This is a genomic window from uncultured Roseibium sp. (genome assembly GCF_947499295.1).
Classification (GTDB): domain Bacteria; phylum Pseudomonadota; class Alphaproteobacteria; order Rhizobiales; family Stappiaceae; genus Roseibium.
The window spans coordinates 205,507-230,888 of the sequence record NZ_CANMNP010000001.1; the positions used below are offsets into that span (position 1 = coordinate 205,507).

At 55.3% G+C, this 25,382-nt stretch carries 23 protein-coding genes; 13 read left to right on the plus strand and 10 right to left on the minus strand.

Annotated elements, in window-relative coordinates; translation table 11 throughout:
* The first annotated feature begins 7 nt into the window (after window positions 1-7).
* The 6 genes from radA (at window position 8) to Q0835_RS00970 (ending at window position 5,480) form a co-directional block, all read left to right on the plus strand.
* A complete protein-coding gene (gene radA, locus Q0835_RS00945) occupies window positions 8-1,402 on the plus strand; it encodes a DNA repair protein RadA (protein ID WP_298957871.1) in 1,395 nt (464 codons plus the stop codon).
* 72 nt (window positions 1,403-1,474) lie between these two features.
* Complete coding sequence (locus tag Q0835_RS00950; protein ID WP_298814473.1) at window positions 1,475-2,092, plus strand: CvpA family protein; 618 nt, start codon at window positions 1,475-1,477, stop codon at window positions 2,090-2,092.
* Window positions 2,093-2,168: 76 nt separating this feature from the next.
* Window positions 2,169-3,641 (plus strand): amidophosphoribosyltransferase, encoded by a 1,473-nt coding sequence (gene purF / locus Q0835_RS00955; protein WP_298814475.1) that lies wholly within the window; start codon window positions 2,169-2,171, stop codon window positions 3,639-3,641.
* A 9-nt stretch (window positions 3,642-3,650) separates the two neighbouring features.
* Window positions 3,651-4,373 carry an SDR family NAD(P)-dependent oxidoreductase gene (locus tag Q0835_RS00960; protein WP_298957872.1) on the plus strand — a complete coding sequence of 241 codons (723 nt, stop codon included), beginning with the start codon at window positions 3,651-3,653 and terminating at the stop codon, window positions 4,371-4,373.
* 76 nt (window positions 4,374-4,449) lie between these two features.
* Window positions 4,450-5,064, plus strand: coding sequence for an HAD-IA family hydrolase (locus Q0835_RS00965; RefSeq protein ID WP_298957873.1), 615 nt, complete (start codon window positions 4,450-4,452; stop codon window positions 5,062-5,064).
* 44 nt (window positions 5,065-5,108) lie between these two features.
* On the plus strand, window positions 5,109-5,480 hold the full coding sequence (locus Q0835_RS00970) for a VOC family protein (protein ID WP_298957875.1): 372 nt from the start codon (window positions 5,109-5,111) through the stop codon (window positions 5,478-5,480).
* A 78-nt stretch (window positions 5,481-5,558) separates the two neighbouring features.
* On the opposite strand, the gene Q0835_RS00975 is transcribed toward Q0835_RS00970, so the two are convergent.
* The 9 genes from Q0835_RS00975 to Q0835_RS01015 all read right to left on the minus strand — a co-directional run bounded on the left by Q0835_RS00975 (window position 5,559) and on the right by Q0835_RS01015 (window position 14,177).
* Window positions 5,559-6,356 (minus strand): inositol monophosphatase family protein, encoded by a 798-nt coding sequence (locus Q0835_RS00975; RefSeq protein ID WP_298814490.1) that lies wholly within the window; start codon window positions 6,354-6,356, stop codon window positions 5,559-5,561.
* An 89-nt stretch (window positions 6,357-6,445) separates the two neighbouring features.
* Window positions 6,446-7,873 (minus strand): ribosome biogenesis GTPase Der, encoded by a 1,428-nt coding sequence (der, locus tag Q0835_RS00980; protein ID WP_298814493.1) that lies wholly within the window; start codon window positions 7,871-7,873, stop codon window positions 6,446-6,448.
* Window positions 7,874-7,923: 50 nt separating this feature from the next.
* A complete protein-coding gene (locus Q0835_RS00985; RefSeq protein ID WP_298814496.1) occupies window positions 7,924-9,276 on the minus strand; it encodes a PQQ-binding-like beta-propeller repeat protein in 1,353 nt (450 codons plus the stop codon).
* A complete protein-coding gene (locus tag Q0835_RS00990; protein WP_298957877.1) occupies window positions 9,273-9,956 on the minus strand; it encodes a tetratricopeptide repeat protein in 684 nt (227 codons plus the stop codon). The genes Q0835_RS00985 and Q0835_RS00990 overlap by 4 nt, the downstream gene beginning before the upstream one ends.
* A 201-nt stretch (window positions 9,957-10,157) precedes the next feature.
* Window positions 10,158-10,739 (minus strand): NnrU family protein, encoded by a 582-nt coding sequence (locus Q0835_RS00995; protein ID WP_298814502.1) that lies wholly within the window; start codon window positions 10,737-10,739, stop codon window positions 10,158-10,160.
* Window positions 10,740-10,842: 103 nt separating this feature from the next.
* Window positions 10,843-11,976, minus strand: a complete 1,134-nt coding sequence (locus Q0835_RS01000; RefSeq protein WP_298957879.1) for a Gfo/Idh/MocA family oxidoreductase — start codon at window positions 11,974-11,976, stop codon at window positions 10,843-10,845.
* A gap of 134 nt (window positions 11,977-12,110) precedes the next feature.
* Window positions 12,111-12,518 carry a Fur family transcriptional regulator gene (locus Q0835_RS01005; protein WP_298814508.1) on the minus strand — a complete coding sequence of 136 codons (408 nt, stop codon included), beginning with the start codon at window positions 12,516-12,518 and terminating at the stop codon, window positions 12,111-12,113.
* Entirely contained in the window at window positions 12,515-13,381 is an 867-nt protein-coding gene (locus tag Q0835_RS01010; RefSeq protein ID WP_298958583.1) for a metal ABC transporter permease, read from the minus strand. The genes Q0835_RS01005 and Q0835_RS01010 overlap by 4 nt, the downstream gene beginning before the upstream one ends.
* Window positions 13,332-14,177 (minus strand): ATP-binding cassette domain-containing protein, encoded by an 846-nt coding sequence (locus Q0835_RS01015; RefSeq protein ID WP_298957881.1) that lies wholly within the window; start codon window positions 14,175-14,177, stop codon window positions 13,332-13,334. The genes Q0835_RS01010 and Q0835_RS01015 overlap by 50 nt, the downstream gene beginning before the upstream one ends.
* 171 nt (window positions 14,178-14,348) lie before the next feature.
* On the opposite strand from Q0835_RS01015, the gene Q0835_RS01020 reads away from it, so the two are divergent.
* The 3 genes from Q0835_RS01020 to Q0835_RS01030 all read left to right on the plus strand — a co-directional run bounded on the left by Q0835_RS01020 (window position 14,349) and on the right by Q0835_RS01030 (window position 17,925).
* Window positions 14,349-15,752: a mannose-1-phosphate guanylyltransferase/mannose-6-phosphate isomerase gene (locus Q0835_RS01020; protein WP_298957883.1), complete on the plus strand. Its 1,404-nt coding sequence runs from the start codon at window positions 14,349-14,351 to the stop codon at window positions 15,750-15,752.
* Between the two features lie 124 nt (window positions 15,753-15,876).
* The gene (pcaF, locus tag Q0835_RS01025; protein WP_298957885.1) at window positions 15,877-17,082 is read left to right on the plus strand and encodes a 3-oxoadipyl-CoA thiolase; all 1,206 of its coding nucleotides are present in this window, start codon (window positions 15,877-15,879) and stop codon (window positions 17,080-17,082) included.
* Between the two features lie 693 nt (window positions 17,083-17,775).
* On the plus strand, window positions 17,776-17,925 hold the full coding sequence (locus tag Q0835_RS01030) for a hypothetical protein (protein ID WP_298814522.1): 150 nt from the start codon (window positions 17,776-17,778) through the stop codon (window positions 17,923-17,925).
* Between the two features lie 37 nt (window positions 17,926-17,962).
* Here the strand turns inward: Q0835_RS01030 and Q0835_RS01035 are convergent, their stop codons facing one another.
* The gene (locus Q0835_RS01035) at window positions 17,963-18,331 is read right to left on the minus strand and encodes a hypothetical protein (protein WP_298957887.1); all 369 of its coding nucleotides are present in this window, start codon (window positions 18,329-18,331) and stop codon (window positions 17,963-17,965) included.
* A gap of 305 nt (window positions 18,332-18,636) precedes the next feature.
* Here Q0835_RS01035 and Q0835_RS01040 point away from each other — a divergent pair, with 305 nt between their 5' ends.
* The 4 genes from Q0835_RS01040 to Q0835_RS01055 all read left to right on the plus strand — a co-directional run bounded on the left by Q0835_RS01040 (window position 18,637) and on the right by Q0835_RS01055 (window position 25,355).
* Entirely contained in the window at window positions 18,637-19,188 is a 552-nt protein-coding gene (locus Q0835_RS01040; RefSeq protein WP_298814527.1) for a helix-turn-helix transcriptional regulator, read from the plus strand.
* 23 nt (window positions 19,189-19,211) lie between these two features.
* A complete protein-coding gene (locus tag Q0835_RS01045) occupies window positions 19,212-20,315 on the plus strand; it encodes an efflux RND transporter periplasmic adaptor subunit (protein WP_298957889.1) in 1,104 nt (367 codons plus the stop codon).
* Window positions 20,312-24,277, plus strand: a complete 3,966-nt coding sequence (locus Q0835_RS01050) for an efflux RND transporter permease subunit (RefSeq protein ID WP_298957891.1) — start codon at window positions 20,312-20,314, stop codon at window positions 24,275-24,277. Before Q0835_RS01045 ends, Q0835_RS01050 begins: the two co-directional genes overlap by 4 nt.
* A gap of 127 nt (window positions 24,278-24,404) precedes the next feature.
* Window positions 24,405-25,355 carry a helix-turn-helix domain-containing GNAT family N-acetyltransferase gene (locus Q0835_RS01055; RefSeq protein WP_298957893.1) on the plus strand — a complete coding sequence of 317 codons (951 nt, stop codon included), beginning with the start codon at window positions 24,405-24,407 and terminating at the stop codon, window positions 25,353-25,355.
* Window positions 25,356-25,382 lie beyond the last annotated feature (27 nt).

Consider the following 25,382-nt stretch of genomic DNA (forward strand, 5'->3'; position numbering starts at 1 on the left):
AACGGCAATGGCGCGGCGCTCGACTTCCTTTGTTTGCCAATCCTGCGGCGCAGTTTCCGCAAAGTGGGTCGGCCGCTGCGAATCCTGCGGCGACTGGAACACGATTGTCGAAGAACAGACCGGTGGCGGTGTGGGCGGCGGCCCTAGCCGTGCCTCCCGCAGCAAGGGACGGGTTGTACCGCTGGTCGGTCTGACAGGAGACAGCAAGGAAGCACCGCGATGCGAGACAAAAGTCGCCGAACTCGATCGGGTCACAGGTGGCGGATTTGTGCGCGGTTCGGCATTGCTTGTCGGTGGTGACCCAGGCATCGGAAAATCGACACTCCTGATCCAGGCAGCTGCCCAGCTGGCTCATCTCGGTCACAAGACAATTTATATTTCGGGCGAAGAAGCCATTGGCCAGGTACGGCTCAGGGCTGAAAGGCTTGGCCTGGCCGATGCCCCTGTTGCTCTGGCGGCAGAGACCAGTGTGGAAGATATTCTTGCAACGCTTGAGGCCGATACCGCTCCTGCACTTCTGATTCTCGATTCAGTGCAAACGCTCTGGACCGACCAGGTCGATTCTCCCCCCGGTACTGTCACGCAGGTGCGTGCATCGGCTCAGGCGATGGTCCGGTATGCCAAAAAGAATGGAACCACGCTGGTTCTGGTCGGCCACGTGACCAAGGACGGCCAGATTGCAGGCCCCAGGGTCGTGGAACACATGGTCGATGCAGTCCTCTATTTCGAAGGCGATGGCGCGCACCAGTACCGGATATTGCGCTCTGTGAAGAACCGCTTCGGCGCCACTGATGAAATAGGTGTCTTCGAAATGACCGGCAAAGGACTGGTGGAAGTGCCAAATCCTTCTGCGTTGTTCCTGGGAGATCGCAACACCTCCGCACCGGGGGCCGCGGTTTTTGCCGGTCTGGAAGGCTCACGGCCTCTGCTGATCGAAATTCAGGCGCTTGTTGCCCAATCTTCGCTCGGAACACCACGCCGCGCGGTTATCGGTTGGGACAGCGCTCGTTTGTCGATGATACTTGCTGTGCTGGAAGCACGATGCGGCGTGCGTTTTTCGCAACATGATGTCTATCTGAATGTCGCTGGTGGATTGAAAATCAATGAGCCAGGCGCCGATCTTGCTGTTGCGGCTGCCCTGATCTCTTCACTCAGCGGGCTTGCCCTTCCGTCCAATTGCGTCTATTTCGGCGAAGTCAGCCTGTCAGGTGCCATCCGGCCAGTCGCCCAGGCCCAATCCAGGCTGAAAGAAGCGGAAAAACTCGGCTTCGATCAGGCCTATTGTCCGGAAGGGAACCTGAAGGACGGCGCCGCATCGGCTTTCAAAGCCACAGGGCTGCCGGAACTTGGGGACTTTGTTGCCAAACTTTCGGCGGAGGCTAGTGCTTCAGGGCGGACCTGACGCATTATGCGCCGGGTTTGAAAAAAGGTTTAGGCTCTTGCCAGAGCGCCAGACAGAGGAATTTCAAGGATCATGCCGATAACGCTGCTGGACGGACTGCTTTTGGCCATCATGTTCATTTCGGCGATCCTCGCGATGATCCGCGGATTTGTTCGGGAAGTTCTTTCCATCGTATCCTGGGTCGCAGCCGCAGCAGCGGCATTCCTGCTTTATGAGCGGGTCGTGCCTTACGCCAAGCAGTATATCTCCCATGACATCGTCGCCATGGGTGTTTCCGCGGCCGCTGTCTTCCTCGTGACACTTCTTGTTGTAAGCTACATTACGATGCGGATTTCGGACTTTGTTCTGGACAGCCGCATCGGCGCCCTCGACCGCACGCTTGGCTTTGTCTTTGGTGCTGTTCGCGGCTTGTTGCTGGTTGTCGTCGCCATGATGTTCTTCAACTGGTTTGTCCAGCCTGACCAGCAACCGCAATGGGTGCTTGACGCGAAATCGAGACCTATTCTCTTGTCGATCGGAGAACGGCTGGTAGCCGTGCTTCCGGAAGACCCCGAAAAGGCAATTCTCGATAAAATCCGCGAGAACAATCTGAGTGGCGGAGGCAATGCCAGCACGCCTGCCGAAGAACCGACTTACAGTGAATCCGAGACCCAAGGCCTCGAACAGCTGACTACGGACAGTAATAACTGACGCCGCCGGACGGCGCCGATCTTGACCATAGACGGACCGGTTTCAACAAACCGGCCGAACTCAAGGAGAGTTCGCCATGACTGGCGGAACTGAGATTCACGAGCCGTTTGACATCAATGACGACACACTGCGCGAAGAGTGCGGTGTGTTTGGCATTTTGGGACATGAGGATGCCAGCGCACTGACGGCCCTTGGCCTTCATGCCCTCCAGCACCGCGGACAGGAAGCGGCTGGCATCGTCACCTTCGACAATGACCAGTTCCGGGCGGAACGGCATCTGGGTCTTGTCGGTGACCACTTTTCCGATGCGGACACGATCGGACGGTTGACCGGCAAGGCTGCCATTGGTCACGTCCGCTACTCAACGACCGGCGAAACCATCCTTCGTAACGTGCAGCCGCTCTTTGCCGAACTCGATGGCGGCGGCATTGCGGTCTGTCACAACGGCAACTTCACCAACGCCCTCACCTTGCGCGCTCAACTGATCCGCGACGGGGCGATTTGTCAGTCCACGTCTGACTCGGAAGTTGTGCTGCAGCTGGTTGCCCGGTCCCGCAAAGGAAAGATCGTCGATCGCTTCATCGAAGCAATCACACAAATGGAAGGGGCTTATTCTCTCGTCGCCCTGACATCCAAGAAACTGATTGGTGCGCGCGACCCTCTTGGCATTCGCCCACTCGTTCTAGGTGACCTCAACGGTGCGCCAATTCTGGCGTCGGAAACATGTGCGCTTGACATCATCGGTGCCAAATTCATTCGTGAAGTCGAAAACGGCGAAGTGATTGTTTGCACATCCACCGGAATCCAATCCTACTTTCCCTTCGGCAAATGTCCGGCCCGTCCCTGCATCTTTGAATACATCTATTTCTCTCGGCCGGATTCGGTGGTTGGCGGGCGCAGCGTTTATGACGTTCGCCGGGAAATGGGCAAACAACTCGCCAAAGAAACACCGGCCGATGCGGATGTGATTGTTCCCGTGCCCGACAGTGGTGTACCGGCGGCGATCGGCTACAGCCAGGAAAGCGGTATCCCGTTCGAGCTTGGAATTATCCGCAACCACTATGTCGGGCGCACATTCATCGAACCGACCCAACAGATCCGGGCACTTGGCGTGAAAATGAAACACTCCGCCAACCGTTCCCAGATCGAAGGGAAGCGGGTCGTGCTGGTTGATGACAGCCTTGTACGCGGCACCACCTCGGTCAAAATCGTTCAGATGATCCGTGAAGCCGGCGCTCGTGAAGTGCATTTCCGTCTCGCAAGTCCACCTATCAAATACTCGGACTATTACGGGATCGACACACCTGTTCGCGAAAAACTGCTGGCCGCCAAATATGGTCTTGAGGAAATGCGCGCGTATATCGGTGCAGACAGCCTGGCCTTCCTGTCAGTCGACGGCATCTACAGGTCCATGGGCTTTGATGGACGAAACGACGCCAGCCCGCAATTCACCGACCATTGCTTCACCGGAGACTATCCGACACCCCTGACAGACCTGTCCGAAGACCAGGACTTCGTGTCACCCCCTCGCCTGGTAGAAGTCGGCTAAGAGCACATTATGGAAAAAGACTTTGACGGCCGGGTCGCGCTTGTAACCGGCGCATCCCGCGGTATTGGCTATCAAATCGCAAAGAAGCTGGGTGAACGCGGAGCTCACGTGATTGCTCTTGCCCGCACGGTGGGTGGCCTGGAGGATCTGGACGACGAAATCAAATCAGCCGGTGGGCAGTCGACACTCGTACCGCTCGACCTGATGGATTACGACGCTCTCGACAGGCTTGGTGCAGCCGTGTTTGAACGCTGGAAGAAGCTCGACATTCTGATCGGCAATGCGGGCATGCTGGGTGTCTTGTCTCCAATCGGGCATATCAGTCCCAAGGACTTTGAAAAGGTCATGTCAGTGAACGTCACCGCGAACTGGCGCTTGATCAGATCGCTGGACCAGCTACTGCGTCAATCTGATGCCGGCCGTGCGCTTTTCCTGACGGCGGTACAGGCCCAGACCTGCACCGCATTCTGGGGTCTTCACGCTATAAGCAAGGCCTCCGTTGAAGCCATGACAAAGACATGGGCCAATGAAAGCCTGCAAACTCCGATGAAGATCAACATGGCGGACCCAGGCCCGACACGCACGGGATTGCGAGCCAAGGCAATGCCGGGAGAAATTCCCGACAACCTCGCAACACCTGAGCTTGTCGCGGAAGACCTCCTTGAACTGGTCAAACCAGATGTCCTGGAAACAGGCAGGCTTTTCGATCGTGTCAGTCGAGAGTGGGTGTAGTCTGGCTGCATAGATCCGTTCACATCCACCACGCCGTGAAAGCCTTTCTCCCAGCAGATCATCGAACTTTGAAACAATGCATCAAAAGCTCAAAGCGATTGCCTGGGACTTCGACGGTGTTTTGAACCGAAACATCGTGAATGGCCGCTTCGTCTGGGCCGATAGCCTTCAAGACGACCTTGGCATTTCGTTGCGTGATCTTCAGAAGGGCATTTTTGACGACACGTTCCTGGATGTGATTTCAGGCAAGATCGATCTGAAAATTCATGTTCAGCGCTGGCTGGAGGCAAGCAATCACAAACTCAGCGTCGGGGCGCTTCTGGAATACTGGTTCCGGAAAGACGATCTGAAAGACCCTTATACCTGCGATTTGCTGGACAGAATGAACCTTCAAGGGGTGCAACAAGTGATCGCAACCAACAATGAACATCACCGGGCCAGCTATATTGAGCATGTATCCGGTTTTGGCGATCGCGTCAGTGAGATCTTTTCATCCGGACGTATCGGTCACGCCAAACCGGAAACAGCGTTTTTCGAGCATGTCAGCAACTCACTCGACCTCGCGCCGCAGCAGTTGCTTCTTATCGACGACAGTGCGGCCAACGTGGCAGCTGCAAAAGCGCTCGGCTGGCATGCCTATCACTTTACAGATGCAACACGATCAGGTCTTGCAACCTGTCTCGGCCTTTGACAGCATCACGGCTGCCCTGAAAACCGGGCTAGGAGGACGAGCGCATGAAACTTGGTGCATTTTCAATCAGCCTGACCGTGAAGGACATCAAAAAGTCGAAAGCTTTTTATGAAGGGCTTGGGTTTTCAGATCTTGGTGGATCCGGTGACGACAACTGGCTCATCATGAAAAACGGCGACACTGTCATCGGTCTGTTTCAAGGCATGTTCGACAAGAACATTTTGACATTCAATCCCGGCTGGGACCAGAACGCGCAGAAGCTGGGCAGTTTTCAGGATATCCGCGAACTTCAGAAGGATCTCAAAGGCAAGGGCTACGCCTTTGTCACTGAAGCAGATGAGACGACCTCAGGCCCGGCCAGTTTTACCCTTGTCGATCCGGACGGTAACCCCGTGCTTGTCGATCAGCACGTTTGAATGAGACTTGCTGTGCTAATGAAAGTTGGAGATGACGGCATGTGGCGAAGCATGCCGTCTCCGGTTTTTAAGCAGCTGCTATGCTGCTTCCAGCGGGGCGAATGAGCTTTCAGCGATTGCCCGCAATTCTTCGAAGACCCCAGGAGCTCCGACAACAACACGAGCACCGTGATGGAGCGCATGGTTGATGTCCTGCTCCATGACAACACCACCAGCTTCAACTGTCAGGAGCATGCCTGCGAGGCAGTCCCAGGCATTCATGTGCGATTCCACATATCCGATCAGCCGCCCTGAAGCAGCGTAGGCAAGCATCAAGCCGCCTGAGGCATTGCGAAAGAAAACGCCTCCGTTGGAAACAACGGCGCCAACAACATTGACTGCATCTGTAATTGCGGTTCGGCCATTGAAACCAACCCCCACAGAGCCAACCGAGAGGCTCTGGCTGTCGGAGATCTTGATCGGCTTGTCATTCAAAAAAGCGCCGCCGCCTGCGGCAGCCTTGAATGTTTCTTTCGCAACTGGGTCGTGAATGACGCCCACGATCACCTTGCCCTGATACACACAGGCAATGATGACGCACCATTGCGGGATACCGGTCACAAAATTCGCAGTTCCATCAATCGGATCCGTCACCCAGGTGTATCCGGACGAGCCGTCTTCCATGCCGTGCTCTTCACCCAGAATGGCGTCATCGGGATACGCCTTTGCGAGTTCCTCACGGATAAGCGTTTCCACATTCCGGTCAGCCTCGGAAACGAGGTCCTGGTGCCCTTTCTGAGTAATCGTCAGAGTGTCCAGCTTGCGAAAATAATCCAGCCCCAGGACACCAGCCTTCTCAGCAAGCGCCACGGCAAAATCAAGCCGCTCATTCGACATCAACACGTCTCCTTCAAAAAAATAAGGCACCACGCCGGTCCTTGATCACAAAGGCGCGACATGCAGGAAATGGCCGGAGCACTCCCCGGCTACTGTATCTTTCGTTTTTTCTTGGTCGCGTAAGGGTTTTCGCCCTTGCGGTAGGACAGGCGAATAGGCGTGCCGTGAATGTTGAACTTTTCACGAAGTGAGTTCACCAGATACCGGGTGTAGCTTTCGGGAAGCTGTTCAGGCCGCGAACAAAAAGCGATGAAATGCGGCGGCCTGGTTTTTGGTTGCGTCATGTAACGCAACCGAACGCGTCGCCCTGCAACGGCAGGAGGCGGATGATTGATCGTTACCCTGTCAAGCCAGCGGTTCAGCATGGATGTCGACACGCGCGAGTTCCAGGCCTCATAAGCGGTAAAGACGCTCTCTACCAACCGATCGATGCCCTGCCCCTGCAGTCCTGAGAGTGTCGCAATCTGTACGCCACGGATCTGATTGAAGTATCGCTCATTGGCGTCGCGGATCTTTTTCCACGCTGCTTCACGATCCTCCACCAGGTCCCACTTGTTGATTGCGATGACGAGGGCTCGGCCCTCTCTCGCGACAAGATCGATGATCTGCAGATCCTGCTTTTCAAAGGACATTGTTGCATCAAGCGTCACAACGACCACTTCAGCGAATTTGATGGCACGAAGCGCATCAGCAACGGAGAGTTTTTCGAGTTTCTCCTGAACACGTGCCTTCTTGCGAATTCCGGCTGTGTCAAACAACTTGATGTGCCGGTCACGCCAAGTCCAGTCAACAGATATGGAATCCCGCGTGATGCCGGCCTCAGGTCCGGTCAACATCCGGTCTTCACCAAGCATCTTGTTTATCAGCGTGGATTTGCCGGCATTTGGCCTCCCCACAATGGCAACCCGAAGGGGTCGCTCGATTGTGCCGACAGGGTCTTCCTCGTCGATGATTTCACCGTCCTCGTCGACATCGACGTTGGTGACGGCTTCCTCGCGCCGGGTTTCCTCTTCCTCGGTGACCCGATCGACATGAGGTTTCAGCGCGTCATAAAGATCGGCAAGGCCTTCGCCGTGCTCGGCGGAAATCGCGATGGGGTCCCCCAGGCCGAGCGAAAAGGACTCATAAAGTCCGCTTTCCCCAGCTCTGCCTTCCGCCTTGTTAGCCAGAAGAATAACTGGCCGAGTGGTCTTGCGGGCAACTTCGGCAAAATGAGAATCGAGAGGTGTAATCCCGGCTCTGGCATCTATGACGAAAAGCACGGCATCCGCGGTTTCGATCGCTTCTTCCGTCTGATGACGCATGCGTCCTTCAAGCGAACGCCGATCGGCATCTTCCAAGCCGGCCGTATCAACGATTGTAAAGCGCAAATCGCCGAGCCGCGCATCGCCGGGACGTCGGTCGCGCGTGACACCGGGCGTGTCGTCGACCAGCGCCAGGCGCTTGCCGACCAGACGATTGAATAGCGTGGACTTACCGACATTCGGCCGTCCGATGATGGCGACAGTTGCGCCCACAGCAGTAACTCCTGACGGGTGGGCCTCTTCGTGAGCCCAGCCCCTGATTGCTAGTTGTAAGCGGCTACGCCATCATTCCCGGTCAGCACCACAACGCGGCCGCCTGCAACGATTGGTGTCACGTAGACATCCGCATTTGTGCGTTGGGTCAGCATCGTGTTGCCGGACGCCGCATCAACAACGGCAATCTGACCATCGCTGGAAAACGCCACAAGCGCACCATTTGCAAGAATTGGCCCTGCCCAGTTACGGCGGCGCTTCTTTTTCTCCGGACGTGGAAGCGACGTCGCCCAAAGCGGCTCGCCGGTCTTCAGGTCGAGCGCGACCATCCGGTCATCCAGGTCCACCATGAAGAGCGCGTTGCCCGAGACGACAGGTGTATGCACGCTGCCCAGATCCTGCTCCCAGCGGCGCTGTCCTGAGCGAGCGTCAACAGCCACCGTGCGTCCGGCAACCCCAGTCGCATAAACCGTGTTGCCTGCGATTACCGGGCTCGCCGAAACATCGGCAAGGCCCGACAAGGCAAGCGTCCTAAAGCCTCGGGAAACTCCATCGATCCACTCAGGTTCACCGCTCTTGATATCAATAGCCATGATCTCGCCCGATGAGAACGGAACGATGACCTTGTTTCCGGAGATTGCCGGATTGGCTGCAGACAGCAAGCCTGCGGTTTCTTCAACGCCGGCATAGCTCCATGCCACCGAGCCGTCAGACTGAGACAGTGCATAGACTTCGTTTGACTGGGAAACGACAAAGACGTGCCCTGCCCCTGCAACAGGGGCTCCACGCGCGGGGGTGTCCAGATCCGCGCGCCAGATTTCACGTCCAGATCCGGCTTCCAGTGCGACCAGCTGGCGGTAGCTCGTTGCGGCATAAACAATGCCGCTGGCAACCGTTACGCCGCCACCGGGACCAACATCGCGTTCACCTTCCGGACGCAGATTTGCAGTCCACTGCCGACCGCCTCCGGTTGAGAGCGCCACGACCTCGCCATTCGGCTTGTAAAGATAGATCCTGCTGCCGTCGCTCACAGGTCTTGAGGAGATCCTGAGAGCAGATGTCGTGAGCCCGCGACCGGATGTACCGATCTGCGTCCGCCAGGCTCTGTTGCCTGATACGGAAATCGCGATGTTGCCCGGATCATTTGTCAGTCCGCCTCCGGCAGTGGTCCAGCTCTGCCCGCCGGTCGCAGGACCGACTTTCGCAGATTGTCCAAGAGCTTCAGACGCAGGATCCGCGCCGTCAAAGACGGGCTGGCGGTCGCCAGACAGAATTTTCTCGCGGTTGAACGGGTTTACGTTCTGCGTGAAATCGCTAACTGAACCGCATCCTGTCAACGCAAGAGACAGTGCAATAACAACCAGCGGCCCGCGCCCCAATGAAGAAACGACTGCTCGTGTCACTGGCCAGTTCCTTCACTTTCAGGAGATGCATCGCCACCGCTGGCACGAATGACATCGCTCAACAGCGAGACGCGCTGACTGACTTCAGCGGGCGTCTCCGGGTCGTCCTCAAGCGCGGAAATCCATTGTTGTGCCGTTTCAACCTCGCCGCTTTTCCAAGCGCTTAGCGCGAGTAGTTCACGCGCGGCTGCCCGAAATGGACCTGTGTCGGATGTCAATCTCTCGACCCTATCGGCCACACCGGTATAATCTTCGCTGTCGACCGCTAGGTAACCGGCGCGAAGGGCAGCAACATCTTTCAAGGCATCGGTAAGGCTGGCATCTCGCGAAAGCGCATCAAACTGCGCAAGAGCATCAGCAGCCTCGCCGGAATTTGCCAGGTCGGTCGCCTTGCGCAGCTTTGCGAGAGCCGGATATCCGCCAAGAGCCGATTCCAGTTCTCCATAAAGCGCCGCGGCTTCCTGGTAGTTTTCAGCCTCAGAAAGCCGAACAGCTTCAAAAAACTTGTCGCCAGCGCTTTGGGCCTGCGTTTCCTGCCAATAGAGCCAACCGCGATAGCCACCAGTACCAATAACGATCAGAACCGCGACACCGATTACCCATGGGCCAAACCGATCCCAAAGCCGACGGTATTTCTCCTGGCGGATATCTTCATCGACTTCACGAAAAATATCAGACATACGTGTCGTGTTCCTGCATTCACTCTACCGGCCCGTCGCCATGACCGGATCAACACCCCATTGCGCGGGGCGCACATTATCCATTTGATCCGTCTCGGGCAATTCCCAGGACGCGCTTAACATTCTTTTCGTGGCGCAAGTGGGGCAAACCTCGATGAATTGACAAATCCGCAGAGGTTTTTCATCAGCTGCCCGCGTGTATCAGACTATCGGGACGCCGAAAAGCCAACCATGCAACTTCCAGACAAATAGTCCATAGAGAACAATGCCGATCAGAATCACCACAATGTCGGTATGTCTTCCCGGTTCGGCCGTCGCACCGGCAATTTGCCCTGCTCCGGGTCCACGCCGTTTGACGGAAATCCGATCTGCAACTGCCCAGAGAAAGAAAGTGCCAAACAAAAGAACGGAGGCAAGATCACCGTTTGCCAGCAAGTGCGAGAGCGCCCAAAGTTTGATCGCGACAAGCATCGGATGTTTCAGGGCGCGTCTGATCCTGCACGGCACGTACGCTGCCACGAGAAAGATAAAAACCGGCACCATAAGCAACATGGTCACATGACGCAGCCAAAGCGGCGGATCATATAGCAGCGGCGGCCCTTCAAACCTTGCGACACCGTAGCCGTAAATTATCAGAGCGAAACCGGCAATCGAGACCAGCGCAAAGACGCCCTTGTAGGCATTTTCACCGATTTTCGAGATCAATCCCGCCCGCGTGGCAGGGACCATTGGCAAAACGTGTATTGCGAAAAACAGGACTAGTCCTGTTATCAAGATCGCCATGAATTCTCTCCCTCGAACCACCGGCAATTGGCAGGTCCGATCAGCAAAAGTGACAGGACCTCAGGCGGAACATAAGAGCCCCACAAAGCCACTGCAACCGCCGCTATTGCAAGAGTTGGTTTGCGGCGACGGCAGACAAGGGATCAGGACGCTCGGCAGAGTGCTCAATGCCAACAAAAGTGTCTGTTTCCCCGGATTTCAGGATTGAAGCCATGACATCGACCGCGTGCAGAGCACGGTCTAATGAGCAACGGAAATCACCGCCAAGAAGAATGGATTGAACCATATCGGCAAGGCCAGCTGATCGATAGTTGGCATGAGCGGTTTCGGTTTCCTTCACATTGGCTACAGCAAAGGGATGTCCGGATTGATCCAGACGCCTGATCCCGCCATCGGGTCCCGCCCATTCCACTTCACCGCCAAAAAAGTTCGGATCCGGCAGAAAGAGCGAACCTTTTGTGCCGTATATTTCCATAGGAGCATGACGATGGGCCCAGACATCCCAACTGGCTGAAAGTGTCACGGAAGCTTCATTTTCAAATTCGAGCAGCGATTGGATAGTGGTCGGCGTTTCAACCCGAATGCGTTCGCCAGATCTCGACCCGCTTTCGATGGTTCGCTCTTTGAAGGCGGAGGACGAAAGTGCCCCAACACGCTTAACTGGACCGATGAGATTGACCAGAGCTGCGATGTAATAGGGGCCCAGATCGAAAATCGGTCCACCACCTGATTTATAGAAAAAGTCAGGATTTGGATGCCAGCTTTCCATCCCGTGACTGAGAACATGACAAGTGCCTCCAATCACATCTCCGATCAACCCGCCGTCCAGAGCCGTTCTGGCTGTCTGTTGCGCGCCACCGAGAAATGTGTCCGGTGCACATCCGACTTTCAGGCCTTTTTTCTTGGCCAGGTCACCCAAGGCCATGCCATCCTTAATGGACAGCGCCAGGGGCTTTTCAGAATAAACGTGTTTGTCGTGGGCCAGGATCTCATGAGAGACAAGGTAGTGCGCATCAGGCACGGTCAGATTGACTATCAGGTCGATGTCCTCGGCCAGTAACAAGTCATGTACCGTCAAGGCGCGAATACCATAATAATCCGCCTTAATCTCAGCCGCCTCCCTACTCAGATCAGCACATGCCCGTATTTCTAATCCGGTAAATGCTGGGGCCAGATCGAAATAGGTTTTTGAGATATTTCCGCAGCCGATGATGCCAATGCCCATTCGGTCAGTCACAGGCGCCTCCCATATTCCGCGATTGGCTGTCGCGGAAAACAATAGGCGGTGCATCTGACACACATCAAGCGCTTAAGTTGTATCTTCGACTGTTCTGGTTGATGGCACTACCGGTAGAAGATCGAATTGGCGGTTCAGTTACTGGATGCACATGCCTTGCAGGTACCCCGCAGTTCAATTGTGGTGCGAGACAATCGAAACCCCTGCTGCTCCGTCCAATTACGTAGCAAGTCGATTGCTTTTTCCGGTGTAAATTCAGACACATCGCCGCATCTTTCGCAAATGGCGAAAGCAGCGGCGCCGTGGGCCGCGCAACCTGTATGAGCACAGGCCACAAAAGCGTTCAGGCTTTCCAGCCTGTGCACCATGCCGTATTCGACCAGCTTGTCCAATGCTCTATAGACCTGAAGAGGGGCGCGGAACCCGTCGTCGCGCAACTGATCCAGAATAGCGTAAGCTGTCAGCGGACCACCTGCGCCCGATAGAGAACCAAAGACCAGCGCCTGATTCTTGGTCAATTCAGGATGCGTTTCAGCGCTCACGGCTGGTCTCCACTTCTGTTTGTTCTCATCCACTTTACCAAAAGCCCACCGGGAACAAGGCTCAGCGTGAACAGGACCACTGCAGCCACGACGATTGAAGGGCCGGAAGGTGTATCATAATTGAGAGAGGCATAGAGCCCCCCGACCACCGATGCACTTCCGATAATGGCCGCAAGTACCGCCATTTGCTCCGGCGTGGCAGAGAGCCTGCGCACCGCTGCGGCGGGAATGATCAAAAGTGCCGTAATCAGCAACGCTCCGATGATCTTGAGAGAAATTGCGATAACAATCGCTGTCAGAATCATGAAGATCAATTCTGTGCGCTCAGGCCGCAGTCCCTCTCCGGCGGCAAGATCAGGACTTACTGTTGCAGCAAAAAGCTGCCGCCAGATGAGTGCCAGAACCATGAGCACAATTCCGCCCCCAGCATAGATCAGCGCAATGTCGATGCGTGTAACAGCCAGAATATCGCCAAACAGCAGTCCGAGCAGGTCGACGCGGACCCAGGTCATGAATGCAAGGCAAACCAGTCCGAGTGCCAGGGCTGAATGTGAAAGCAACCCCAGCAGGGCGTCCGACGACAGGGTGTCATTCCGGCGCAACAGAACCAAAAGCATTGCAATCACAACCGAAACGGCTCCAACTGCAAGTGTCGTGTTGATACTGAGCAATAAAGACAGGGCCACGCCCAGAAGTGCAGCATGCGAAAGTGTATCACCGAAATAGGCCATTCGACGCCAGACGATGAAACAGCCAAGCGGACCGGCAACAAGCGCCACCCCTATTCCGGCGACAAGCGCTCTTGTGAAAAAGTCATCGAGCATTTTGGCGCTCCAACTGCACTTCAGCGCCATCATCGCCATGATCGTGCTCATGGTGCTCGCCCAGACAATCCGAACAAAGAGAACCGTCGATGTGCTGCACTTTCCCGCCGGGTAGATGAACGTGATCATGATGATGTTCGTAAACGGCCAGCGCCGTTCCGGAACGCGCGCCGAAAAGAGCCTGATAATTGACATTCTGACTGACATCGGAAGGCGTTCCGCGGCAACAGACATGCCCGTTCAGACAAATGACCTGATCCGCCGCCGCCATGACCACATGGAGGTCGTGAGAGATCATCAAGATACCGCAGCCCAGGGTTCCTCGGATTTCGGAAATCAGATCGTAGATTGCGATTTCACCGGCATAGTCAACGCCCTGTACCGGTTCATCGAGTACAAGCAGCCCAGGAGCCCGGGCGATGGCGCGGGCCAGCATTACGCGTTGCAACTCACCGCCGGACAATGAGCGCATCTCTGCATCAATGAGCCGTTTCGCTCCTGTTTTTTCAAGAGCCTCAACGCATTCAGCATCAGTCAATGGGTTCGTCAGGCGTAGAAAACGCCGAACACTCAACGGCAGAGTCCAGTCAATTGAAAGCTTCTGGGGAACATAACCTACTGTGAGGCCTCGGCTTCTTACGGCACGGCCTTCGTTCGGCTTCATGATGCCGAGCGCCATTTTCGCTGTCGTCGACTTGCCTGACCCGTTGGGCCCGATCAGGGTCACGATTTCACCTGCCTCAACAGACAGATCGACACCCCTTACCAGCCAATCGGTGCCTTTCTGAATCCCTGCCCGGTCGAGCTTCACCAGACTGGTTTCTGATTTTGTCATGTTTTGAAGGCCAGTTCTGCTCAAAATGTGCGTCGTCCGAGGGCGTTACTTTATAACACAAATACCCGTCAACCCCATTGCTTGCAACTTCAACCTCCGCTGTTTAACAATCCAGTCAAATTGACGTTTTGCCGTGACTAGCCAAGGCACAGCCAGCTTCAGGATCAACCAATGATATTTCCATGCATTTTGTCGGGAGGCGTTGGAACGCGCCTGTGGCCCTTGTCGCGCAAGGACAGACCCAAACAGTTTTTGACGATTTTCGATGGTGACAGCCTGTTTCAGAAAACCTGCAAGCGTGTTCAGGCCTCCGGGTTCGCGGACCCGATCGTGATCGGGAGCAACAATCATCGCTTCCTGATTGGAGAACAGCTTGCGGAGCTTGGCATCGATGCGCAGTCCATTCTACTTGAACCAGTCGGCCGCAACACAGCTCCCCCTGCCCTGATGGCGGCGATGACAGCGGTTGAGACCGACCCGGATGCCCTTGTCCTTCTTTTGCCCTCTGATCACCTGATCCGAAAGGAAGATGAATTCATTGCTTCCGTTGTGAACGCCGAGGGTGCCGCCAGAAACGGCGCAATCGTTACTTTCGGGATTACTCCGACGGAACCTAATACCGGTTACGGCTACATTAAAGTAGTCTCGGGCAGTGACCCGGTACGACCGGTGGATGCATTCGTGGAAAAGCCCGACCACGCCCGCGCGGAAGAATTCTTGCGGGCCGGCGACTATTTTTGGAACGCAGGCATCTTTCTCTATTCGGCCAAGACGATGATTGCCGCGTTCAAATCGCTGCAACCGAAGCTTTTTGAAGATGTCAGCGCGGTAATGAAAACGCGGCATGCTGACCTCGACTTCACCCGCCTGGACACCGCCACCTTCGAAAAGCTCGACAACATTTCGATCGACTACGCGATTATGGAAAAGGCCAGCAATGTCGTTTGCGCTCCTGTTGCACCGGAATGGGATGATTTGGGTTCGTGGTCGGCCATCTGGACGGTTCTGGACAAGGACGGAGACGGCAACTCCGCTTTGGGCGATGCCCGGTTTCTCGGATCCAAGGACTGCCTTGCCTTTGCCGATAAAGGCCTGGTTTCGGTTATCGGACTTGAAAATGTGATGGTGATTGCCACTGCCGACAGCGTGCTTGTTGCACACAAGGACCGGGCACAAGATGTCAAGGATGTGGTCGAACAGCTGAAGTCCGAAGGCCGTGAAGAAGCCGAAAAGCATCCTCGCGCCTACAAGCCTTGGGGTTACACGGAACGGATCAGTGCGGGAGACAGATTTTCCGTACAATCCATGCTCATCAAGCCCGGCAAACAACTCAGCCTGCAGAGCCATCTGCACAGAGCTGAGCATTGGGTTGTTGTTTCTGGCACTGTGGAAGTCACGATCGATGGCGATACACGTCTTTTGACAGAAAACCAGTCCGCCTATGTCCCGCTTGGCGCTCGTCACACGCTCACAAATCCGGGTAAAATTCCGGTGCGGATGATCGAGGTGCAGTCCGGAACTTATCTCAGCGAGGATGACATAATTCGCTACGATAAAGCATCACGCATCGAATAGTATTTCGGACTTTTCTGTGATGCTTTCTTGCCTTCGGTGCTGAAATCCGGCAAGACTTCACGTAGTCCATCGCGCACTTTCCAATCACTGTGCGCCTAGAAAGCGACACGTTGGGAACTTGCCTATGCATCATGTCTATCTCTGTGATTTCGTCAGGACACCGATCGGTCGGTTTGGTGGAATGCTGTCCTCGGTTCGTGCCGACAATCTTGGCGCAATCCCGATACAGGCCCTAATGGAAAGAAATTCGGAAACGGACTGGACAGAAGTCGACGACGTTTTTTTCGGATGCGCCAACCAGGCCGGCGAAGACAATCGCAATGTTGCTCGGATGTCCGCTTTGCTGGCGGGCCTTCCCGAGACCGTCCCGGGAATGACGTTGAACAGGCTCTGCGGTTCAGGCATGGACGCGGTCATGACAGCTGCCCGGGCCATCAAGTCTGGTGAGATGGATCTTGCGATTGCCGGTGGTGTCGAAAGCATGTCCAGGGCACCTTTCGTGATGCCAAAAGCGGAAAGTGCCTATTCTCGGAATGCCGAAATCTACGATACGACCATTGGCTGGCGATTCGTAAATCCGTTGATGAAAAGCCAGTACGGCATCGATTCCATGCCGGAAACTGCCGAAAACGTTGCCGAAGACTTCCGCATCTCCCGGCACGACCAGGATGCGTTTGCGTTGCGAAGCCAACTGCGGGCCGAGGCCGCCAAGTTGTCGGGCCGCTTCGCAGAGGAAATCGTTCCGGTCATGATCCCCCAGCGCAAAGGCGACCCTGTCCTTGTAGATACCGACGAGCATCCGCGAGCAGGAACGACGCTCGAGTCGCTGTCGGCACTCAAAGCGCCTTTCCGTGAAGGGGGTACGGTGACCGCTGGAAATGCTTCGGGAGTGAACGACGGGGCTGCGGCGCTTCTGATTGCATCAGAAGCTGCCGTTACCAAGCACAAACTAACCCCGGTTGCTCGCATTGTCGGCGGTGCAACGGCAGGTGTACCGCCGAGGATCATGGGAATTGGCCCAGCTCCAGCCACCCGCAAACTTTGCGCCCGGCTTGGACTTTCGCTTTCTGAGTTTGACGTTATCGAGCTGAACGAAGCATTTGCGGCTCAAGCAATTGCAGTGATGCGTGACCTTGGCCTTCCCGAAGACAGTGACGTATTGAACCCGAATGGTGGCGCTATTGCTCTTGGCCATCCTTTGGGTATGTCGGGCGCAAGAATTGTCGGATCAGCTGCGCTAGAGTTGCGTAAGCGGGGTGGCAAACTGGCGCTGGCCACCATGTGCATCGGTGTCGGTCAGGGAATTGCCCTTTCCCTTGCCTCGGTATGACGCGTCCCACTCGATCGGATGGGGGCGGGACAAGTACTCGGTTTCGACCACGGATTCGTTCGCTTCGGTCCGCCTTGATGCGCGTTTGCGCTTGAGATCTGCTTCCACTTCGCCAAGACGGTCCGACAATCTTTCAAACAGCGATGTCGGCAACCTCATCGTTTCGACATATATCGAGACAAATTCGTCTGTTATTTCGCTCAAACTGACCGACCTGAACTCTTTGTGAACCTCTTTTGCGAGGTCGCCCAACTCAACAGCATCCTCAACCTGGGGTTGAATTTCTGCAGTTGTCCGATCCGTATTTTGAGCAACCCAGAGCGCTGCAAAGACAGATAAGAACGTAAAAACAAATATATGCAGATTTTTGATGAAATATCGCATTGCAACCCCGAGCACTCGTTAACAAATTGTTAACTTATCTCACTCGTAGCTGTCAAAACCCTGGGGTGCAACCTGACGCATTCAGTTTTAAGTTGTATATTAACGATCATAGTTAATGGGTGCGAACTGCCGTTCTCACGGTTCGAGACAATCAGGTTTTGTGTTTGAATGCATGAAACCGGCCGCGGCCTGGCCATTCAAACAGGACTTTCCTGACCCAAAATCAGTTCCAATAAAATTTTAGAGGACCTGTTACCGGGACCTTAGATGCTGGGTGCCTATAAGACGGTTGAGAATTGGGAGGGCGCAATGATCGACAGGACCGGAGAGATGAGGCTTTCATCTGCAGGATTGCTGCTTCTTCTTGCTGCTGCCGCCATGACCCTGTTCGCCGATTTCGGGCCCCGCCCTTCCGGCGGTGCACAGGCTGAAAGCTCATTCTATGGCGTGCACAGATAGCCTTTAACCTATCAGGCTATCAGCCATGATTTCGGCATCAGTTGTGGTTTTTGTGTGCGCCCGGCCCCGCCGCAGTCACCGCAATGGGCGTCAATTCAGCGGTGAAGCGCAAGGCCTCCCGCTTCCCACCTCCACCGCCCTCTCGCGGTTTGTCGCCGAGGAGCATGATCGCGGACCCCATCACCACCGATACAAGGGTAATTATCAGGCCAAATGCAAGCATGATCACTGGTAGGAATGGGTCGTCGGCGGCAAGCACAAGCTCTCTAAGATTTCCGATGTTCGCGGCGAAGATCCCTCCCAGAACGAGAGCAGCAATGCCAAGACCGGCAGCACCGTTGACTACAAGCAATCGAAACAACGGATCTTTGGGCAGTTTGAAGTACCGAGAATATTTGCCGGTCATGCCAGACCCTTTCGAAAAGCAGCGACGAGATACTAACGTTATGTCGCCCCTGCTTGTGTCAACAAGGTGTCAATTCCGCCAAGCCGGGCATATCTGGTTCGAATAGCGCTTAATCTCTTTAAAAAATTGTGCACCGCACTCTTGATTAGTTTCGATTTGATATATAACTAGTCGATATATCGAACCAGCATATGTTACTTTTTACAGGCTACGGTCAGTCATCCGGTATGCCCTGTCTGACGTAATGTGGTCGTTCGTCTCACAACCGTCAGACCGGGAGGACGCTTCCGGATACGGAGAAGTCAATGAGTGTGCGCAGCCTCTGTCTTGCGATTCTGTCGTTTGGCGATGCCACCGGATATGAGATCCGGAAGGAATCGACCGAGGGGCGGTTTAGCTATTTTGACGATGCGAGTTTCGGTTCGATTTATCCGGCACTTGCCCGGCTTGAATCCGATGGCCTCGTGACTGTTCGGGAAGAACCTCAAGCCGGCAAACCGGCCCGTAAAGTGTACTCAATTACGCAAGCTGGCCGGACCGAGTTCATCAATTCCCTATGTGAACCGCAAGCCGCAGACACTTTCAAATCGCCGTTTCTCCTCATTGCCCTCAACGCAGCACAGCTGCCTCCGGAGGTTATTCGTCGCGCGCTGGAGCGCCGTAAGGCCCAGGTGCAGGAAGAGCTGAGGCTTTTGACGGAGTGCGAAAACGAGGAATGCCGCCATCCTGGTTCTGATTGGACCCGGAACTATGGCATTGCCTGCATGAATTTCACCCTCGCCTACCTGGAAGAGCACGGCGGGGCCTTGATCAAGATAGCTGAAGACAGCGCCGAGCAGCTTGCAGCTGCCGAGTAAGCGAATATCGCGGAGTTTTAAGAATGCGTGTGAAGCTTTCATACATCCTTGCAGTTGCATTGGCGGCTGGTATCGGGTTCTGGATGTCGAGTGGCTCTGTAGTGGTTGGAGGCGTCGGCGACGGTGAAAACGCGACACCAGCCCCCGCCGAGAGAGTTGCAGCCAAAACCGGCGAAACATTCCGTGTTCAGGTCGCTCGGCTGAAAGCTCAAGACCGGCAGGCCGTGCTGGAAGTCCGTGGCCGGACCGAGGCTGAAGCCAAGGTTGCTGTCATGTCGGCGACAACGGACGATGTTGTCAAACGGCCTGCACGCGAAGGCGCGAGAGTTTCAGCCGGCGACATTTTGTGTGAACTGGACAGTGGCACACGCGAAGCACGCGTGCTTGAAGCCAAAGCTGCACTCACCCAGGCAGAACTGGACCACAGCGCAGCGACACAATTGGCCACAAAAGGGTTTACGGCGCAGACCCGCGCTGCAGCAACACAGGCCCTTCAGGACGCAGCGACCGCAAGACTGAAGGAAGCCAAGCTGGAGCTGGAGCGCACGATCATCCGCTCACCAATCGACGGCGTGATTGAAAGTCCAATGGCTGAAGTTGGTGCTCAACTTGAAAGCGGCAGCATCTGTGCCACCGTTGTAAATTCCGACCCTATGATCGCAATCGGTCAGGTTTCGGAAGTCAACATCGGCAAGATTTCCGTCAATATGGAAGCCGAGGTGGAGTTGGTTACCGGCGGAACGATCAACGGTGTCGTGCGCTATATCTCTCCTTCTGCGGATCCTGACACCCGGACTTTCCGCATCGAGATTGAGCTGCCAAACAAAGACGGCAAGGCCCGTGACGGTGTCACTGCAGTCAGCCGTCTTCCTCTCCCGGTGGAAAAAGCACACAAGATCTCACCTGCAATCCTGACCCTCAACGACGATGGGCAGGTCGGTGTGCGTACTGTTGGCGAAGACAACAAGACTGCATTCTACCCAGTCAAAGTTCTGGGCGGCGAATCTGACGGCCTTTGGGTCGGCGGCTTGCCCGAGAACGTTACGGTGATTGTCGTCGGACAGGAATATGTGGGTGACGGTGAAACCGTTCAACCGGTGTTTGAAACTGCGGAGGTCAGCCAGTGATTGACATGCTCGAAGGCGTCCTCCGACGTCCTAAAACGGTTTTCGTACTGATGGTCGCCCTGCTTGTTGCAGGGGTGTTCAGCTATATCAGCATTCCGAAGGAAGACAGTCCGGACATTGATGTCCCGGTATTCTATGTCTCAATCGCGCAACAGGGCATTTCACCCGAGGACGCGGAACGCCTGCTCGTCAGGCCCATGGAAACAGAGCTTCGCGGCCTGGATGGGCTCAAGGAAATCACGGCAATTGCGTCCGAAGGCCATGCCGGTATCGTCCTGGAATTCGATATCTCCTTCGACAAGGACGAAGCGCTTGCGGATGTTCGCGACAAGGTTGATGCCGCAAAGGGTGAATTGCCTGCCGATGCTGAAGAGCCGACGATCTCCGAAACCAACTTTGCGCTTATCCCGACGATTACAATCGCCTTGTCTGGAAACGTGCCGGAACGCACTCTGTATCAGCATGCGCGGCGCCTGAAGGATCAAGTCGAAGCAATCGACACAGTTCGCTCTGCCGACTTGAAAGGCCACAGAGAAGAACTCCTGGAAGTTCTGATCGATTCAGAGAAACTGGAATCCTATTCGGTCACGCAGCAGGAACTCCTGACGTCGCTGTCCAACAATAACCAGCTTGTCCCTGCCGGGTACATTGATGGAGGACAGGGCCGCTTCAACGTCAAGGTTCCGGGCCTGATCGAAAACTCCCTCGATGTTTATTCTCTGCCGATCAAGCAGTCCGGAGAAGGCGTTGTTACACTCAGCGATCTCGCCGAAATCCGCCGCACCTTCAAGGACGCGGACTCTTATACGCGTGTAAACGGCAAGCCTGCCATCGCCCTGGATGTGACCAAGCGGATCGGCACCAACATCATCGAGAACAATCTGGCGATCCGGGCTGTTGTTGATGAAGCCACCAAAGACTGGCCCGAGACGATCCAGGTCGACTACATGCTCGACATGTCTTCGAATATTTTCGAAGTGCTGGGCTCACTGCAGTCTTCGATCCTGACAGCGATCTTCCTCGTGATGATCCTGGTTCTGGCAGCTCTTGGGTTGCGGTCAGCCCTCCTCGTTGGTCTCGCTATCCCGACCTCCTTCATGGTCGGCTTCCTGATCTTGTCCGGCCTGGGATACACGGTGAACATCATGGTGATGTTCGGCCTTGTGCTGACAGTCGGTATGCTCGTCGACGGCGCCATCGTCATGGTCGAATATGCGGACCGCAAAGTTCACGAAGGCATGGAGGACCGGGAGGCTTATATCCGTGCCGCCAGACTGATGTTCTGGCCGATCGTTTCCTCGACCGCCACGACGCTGGTGGCCTTTCTGCCGATGTTGCTCTGGCCGGGCGTTGCCGGCGAATTCATGAGCTACCTGCCGATCATGGTCATCATCGTTCTGACCGCAGCTCTGCTGACGGCAATGGTCTTCCTGCCTGTGACCGGCGGCGTCTTTGCGATTACCACGCACTGGGTTGAGCGTAACGCAGCCCTTGTGCTTTCATTCCTTTTCGGCGTCATCGCGGCCGTATCTGCTCTTGCCACGTTCGGTGCCATGATCGGTTCTCCCGATTTTGCCGCGCGAATTGCAGAAGCTCCGCTAGCTGTTCCAGCGGCAATTCTGTCCTTCTTCGTCGTGGGTGTGCTGTCTTTCCTGGTTTTGCGCCCCTTCGTTCGCTGGCGCCGGCAGCGCGCTGCAAAGCAGGTCGAGCTTGAAAACGAAAAACCGTCCAAAAGTTTCCGGACTGTCACTTTTGTCTCTTTGATGTTTGAGATAGTGGCTGTCGGATTCGCGGCGTATTTTGCCTACTTCCTGGTCACAACAAGGCCTGAAATCATAACCGGATCTATCGGCGGGATCTTCACATATCTCTCCGGGCTGGCTCAGCCGCTTGCAATCTTCTCACATCCGATTGCCCTTGATGTCGGGTTCTACCTGACGGTTTGCGGACTAGCGTTTGTTGCCATCTGGGCCGGATACAAAACAATCTCCCCGCTCGTCCACTTCCTTGAGTGGGTGTTTGACGGAGTGCGCAAGCGTCTGGGTTTCGGCACACGCAATGGCGGCGGCCAGAGCGAAAAACCGGCGGAACTCACATTTGACGCAACGACGATCAAGGGTCTCACCGGTCTCTACGTTCGCCATTTGAAACTTCTGGCAGGCAACCCGATCGGCAACATTTTGACGATTGTGGTCGTTCTCGGAACGTGTGGCCTTATCTTCACGTCCTTTTCGTCCAATCCGACTGGGGTCGAGTTCTTCGTTGATGAAGAACCTGATCAGGCTGTTGTCATGGTTTCGGCTCGCGGCAACATGTCCGCCGCCGAATCCCTTGCGATTGTCCAGCAGGTCGAGGCTGAAGTTCTGCAGACGGCCGGTATCCAGAATGTCATCACCTCCGCCTTCCCTCCGGGTGGCGGCAGTGGCCCGCAATTCATTGGCGGGGTGCAGGACAAACCTGCTGACGTGATCGGTGAAATGTCGCTGGAACTGGCAAAATACTGCTGTCGGCGCAATGCTGCCGAGATCTTTGAGGAGATCCGTCAGCGCACTGCTTCCATCCCGGGTATCAAGGTTGAAACCCGCAAGATCGAAGGCGGCCCGCCAACCGGCAAGGACCTCCAGCTGGAAGTCAAATCAACCGAATACGACACAATGGTTGAACAGGTTGCCCGCATCCGGGCTCAACTTGACCAGATGGATAATCTGCTTGATCAGGAAGATGGTCGCCCTCTGCCGGGCATCGAATGGCAGATCACCATCGACCGCGAACAGGCAGGGCGCTATCAGGCTGGTATCGGCTCAGTCGGCAACATGGTTCAGCTCGTGACCAACGGTGTTCTGATCGGCAATTACCGTCCGACAGATTCCGAAGACGAAGTTGATATTCGTGTTCGATTGCCAGCTGACGAGCGCACGCTCGACCGGTTTGACCAATTGCGTCTGCAGACCAATCTCGGTCTTGTCCCGATTGCCAATTTCATAGACCGGGCACCGGAACAAAAAGTTTCTGCGATCACACGCAGGGACGGTCTTTATTCCATGATGCTGAAGGCTACAGTCGACCAGACAGCGCTGGATGCGGAAGGCAAGCCGGTGACGGTTGACGCCAAGGTTCAGGAGCTGAGTGAGTGGATTGACGCACAGACCTTCCCGGACAACGTCTACCTGCAATTCCGCGGGGCAGATGAAGACCAGAAGGAATCGGGTGAATTTCTGATGAAGGCGATGGTTGCTTCGCTCTTCCTCATGTTCCTCATTCTGCTGACGCAGTTCAATTCGTTCTACCAGACCTTCCTGACGCTCTCCACGGTTGTCATGTCGGTGATGGGTGTTCTGCTGGGCATGATGCTGACAGGCCAGAAATTCTCGATCATCATGACCGGGACCGGAATTGTCGCGCTTGCGGGTATCGTGGTGAACAACGCGATTGTTCTCATAGACACCTATAACCGCTTCAGACACGACGGGTTTGAACCGCTGGATGCGATCTTGAAGACCTCCAGCCAGCGTCTGCGTCCGATCCTGTTGACGACTGTGACAACGATTGTCGGCCTCATTCCGATGGCGACAGCGGTCAATCTCGACTTCTTCACGCAGACTGTCGCAGTCGGCGGCATTACGGCTATCTGGTGGATCCAGCTCTCGACAGCGGTCATTTCAGGCCTCGCGTTCTCGACGATCCTGACACTGGTCATGATCCCGGTGATGATCGCCTTGCCGAGCACATTTGTCCGCTCCGCCAAAGCTGTCTGGTTCTGGCCTGCAGAAAATGCAGCTCGCCGCAGAGAGCGCAAGGAGCTTCAGCAATCGGTTGAGGTGGAAACGGAAGCGGATCAGGATGTCGAATGGACAGATCCGCAACAGGAAAAAGAACGGCCAGCAGCCAAGGTCGTGTCAATGCCCAAGCCGGCACCACCAAAAGTCCCCCCGCAAGAGGAACTGCCGCACGCGGCCGAGTAACCTCCAAGCAAGACGAAAGGCCGCCACTTTGGCGGCCTTTCCTTTTTGAAACGCAAAACCAAAAACCGCTTGCTGTCCTTAGCCAATCCAATATAGTTGCTTAATACAACTATATTGGATTTTACAGATGACACCCGTTTCTCCATCCGTTGTTCAGACCGTTCGCTCCGCTTCACGTCAGCTCGTGCGGGAATTTGGTTTCCTGGACAAGGCAATCGCCGGAACAGACCTATCGGGGTCTGGCGTCCATGCGATCCTTGAGATCGGGTTGAACCCGGGGCTCACCGCAAAGGACCTTTCTGCCCTGCTCAAACTTGAAAAGTCCACGATCAGCAGGCTTCTCAAATCATTGGAACGACGTGGAGACATTGAACAGACACGCTCAGTGAGCGATGGCAGGGCCTTTGGTCTGAGCCTCACTGAACAGGGCCAGGCCACCTATGCTGCGATTGACCGTTTCGGAAACAATCAGGCACACGGCGCCCTTTCCCGTCTTGATGGGGAAAACCCCGAAGATGTCGCAAAAGCCATGTCTTTGTACGCTGATGCATTGAAAGGATCAGACGCAGGCAATGAGGCGCTGAGAACCAAGTATCCGATTGTGGATGGCTACCAGACCGGAATGATCGGAGACATCGCGGCAATGCATGCTCGGACTCACGGTCCGATAGTTGGCATGGGAGCAAGGTTCGAAAGCGTTGTATCAGCGGCAATGGCCGAGTTTATGCCCAGGATCGCGAACCCGCTTAACAACAGCTGGAGCGTGCTCGACGGCAGCGAAGTGATTGGTTCCATCAGCATTGATGGAGAGCATCTTGGAAACAACATTGCACATCTGCGCTGGTTCATTTTGTCTGAACGCCTGCGAGGCAAAGGGCTTGGAAAATCACTTCTGAAAAGCGCGCTGGATCATTGTGATCGTCACGCCTTTCGTGAAATACATCTCTGGACACTCAAGGGACTGGAAGCTGCACGGGCACTTTATGAAGCGAACGGCTTCGACCTTGCTGAGGAATATGTCGGCGACCAATGGGGCAAGGCCGTCACCGAGCAAAAATTCATTCGAAAGCTTTCCTGAGGGATCCTACAGCCCTACCCGTCAGAG

Bases quoted from the DNA above. Each gene is read 5' to 3' on its own strand.
- Q0835_RS01020 (WP_298957883.1), top strand. From the start codon at position 14,349: ATGATATTTCCATGCATTTTGTCGGGAGGCGTTGGAACGCGCCTGTGG.
- Q0835_RS00950 (WP_298814473.1), top strand. From the start codon at position 1,475: ATGCCGATAACGCTGCTGGACGGACTGCTTTTGGCCATCATGTTCATT.
- Q0835_RS01045 (WP_298957889.1), top strand. From the start codon at position 19,212: ATGCGTGTGAAGCTTTCATACATCCTTGCAGTTGCATTGGCGGCTGGT.
- radA (WP_298957871.1), top strand. From the start codon at position 8: ATGGCGCGGCGCTCGACTTCCTTTGTTTGCCAATCCTGCGGCGCAGTT.
- Q0835_RS01030 (WP_298814522.1), top strand. From the start codon at position 17,776: ATGATCGACAGGACCGGAGAGATGAGGCTTTCATCTGCAGGATTGCTG.
- Q0835_RS01010 (WP_298958583.1), bottom strand. From the start codon at position 13,381: ATGGCGATGATGGCGCTGAAGTGCAGTTGGAGCGCCAAAATGCTCGAT.
- pcaF (WP_298957885.1), top strand. From the start codon at position 15,877: ATGCATCATGTCTATCTCTGTGATTTCGTCAGGACACCGATCGGTCGG.
- Q0835_RS01035 (WP_298957887.1), bottom strand. From the start codon at position 18,331: ATGACCGGCAAATATTCTCGGTACTTCAAACTGCCCAAAGATCCGTTG.
- Q0835_RS01015 (WP_298957881.1), bottom strand. From the start codon at position 14,177: ATGACAAAATCAGAAACCAGTCTGGTGAAGCTCGACCGGGCAGGGATT.
- Q0835_RS00970 (WP_298957875.1), top strand. From the start codon at position 5,109: ATGAAACTTGGTGCATTTTCAATCAGCCTGACCGTGAAGGACATCAAA.
- Q0835_RS00965 (WP_298957873.1), top strand. From the start codon at position 4,450: ATGCATCAAAAGCTCAAAGCGATTGCCTGGGACTTCGACGGTGTTTTG.
- Q0835_RS01040 (WP_298814527.1), top strand. From the start codon at position 18,637: ATGAGTGTGCGCAGCCTCTGTCTTGCGATTCTGTCGTTTGGCGATGCC.
- Q0835_RS00995 (WP_298814502.1), bottom strand. From the start codon at position 10,739: ATGGCGATCTTGATAACAGGACTAGTCCTGTTTTTCGCAATACACGTT.
- Q0835_RS01055 (WP_298957893.1), top strand. From the start codon at position 24,405: ATGACACCCGTTTCTCCATCCGTTGTTCAGACCGTTCGCTCCGCTTCA.
- purF (WP_298814475.1), top strand. From the start codon at position 2,169: ATGACTGGCGGAACTGAGATTCACGAGCCGTTTGACATCAATGACGAC.
- Q0835_RS00960 (WP_298957872.1), top strand. From the start codon at position 3,651: ATGGAAAAAGACTTTGACGGCCGGGTCGCGCTTGTAACCGGCGCATCC.
- Q0835_RS00975 (WP_298814490.1), bottom strand. From the start codon at position 6,356: ATGTCGAATGAGCGGCTTGATTTTGCCGTGGCGCTTGCTGAGAAGGCT.
- Q0835_RS00990 (WP_298957877.1), bottom strand. From the start codon at position 9,956: ATGTCTGATATTTTTCGTGAAGTCGATGAAGATATCCGCCAGGAGAAA.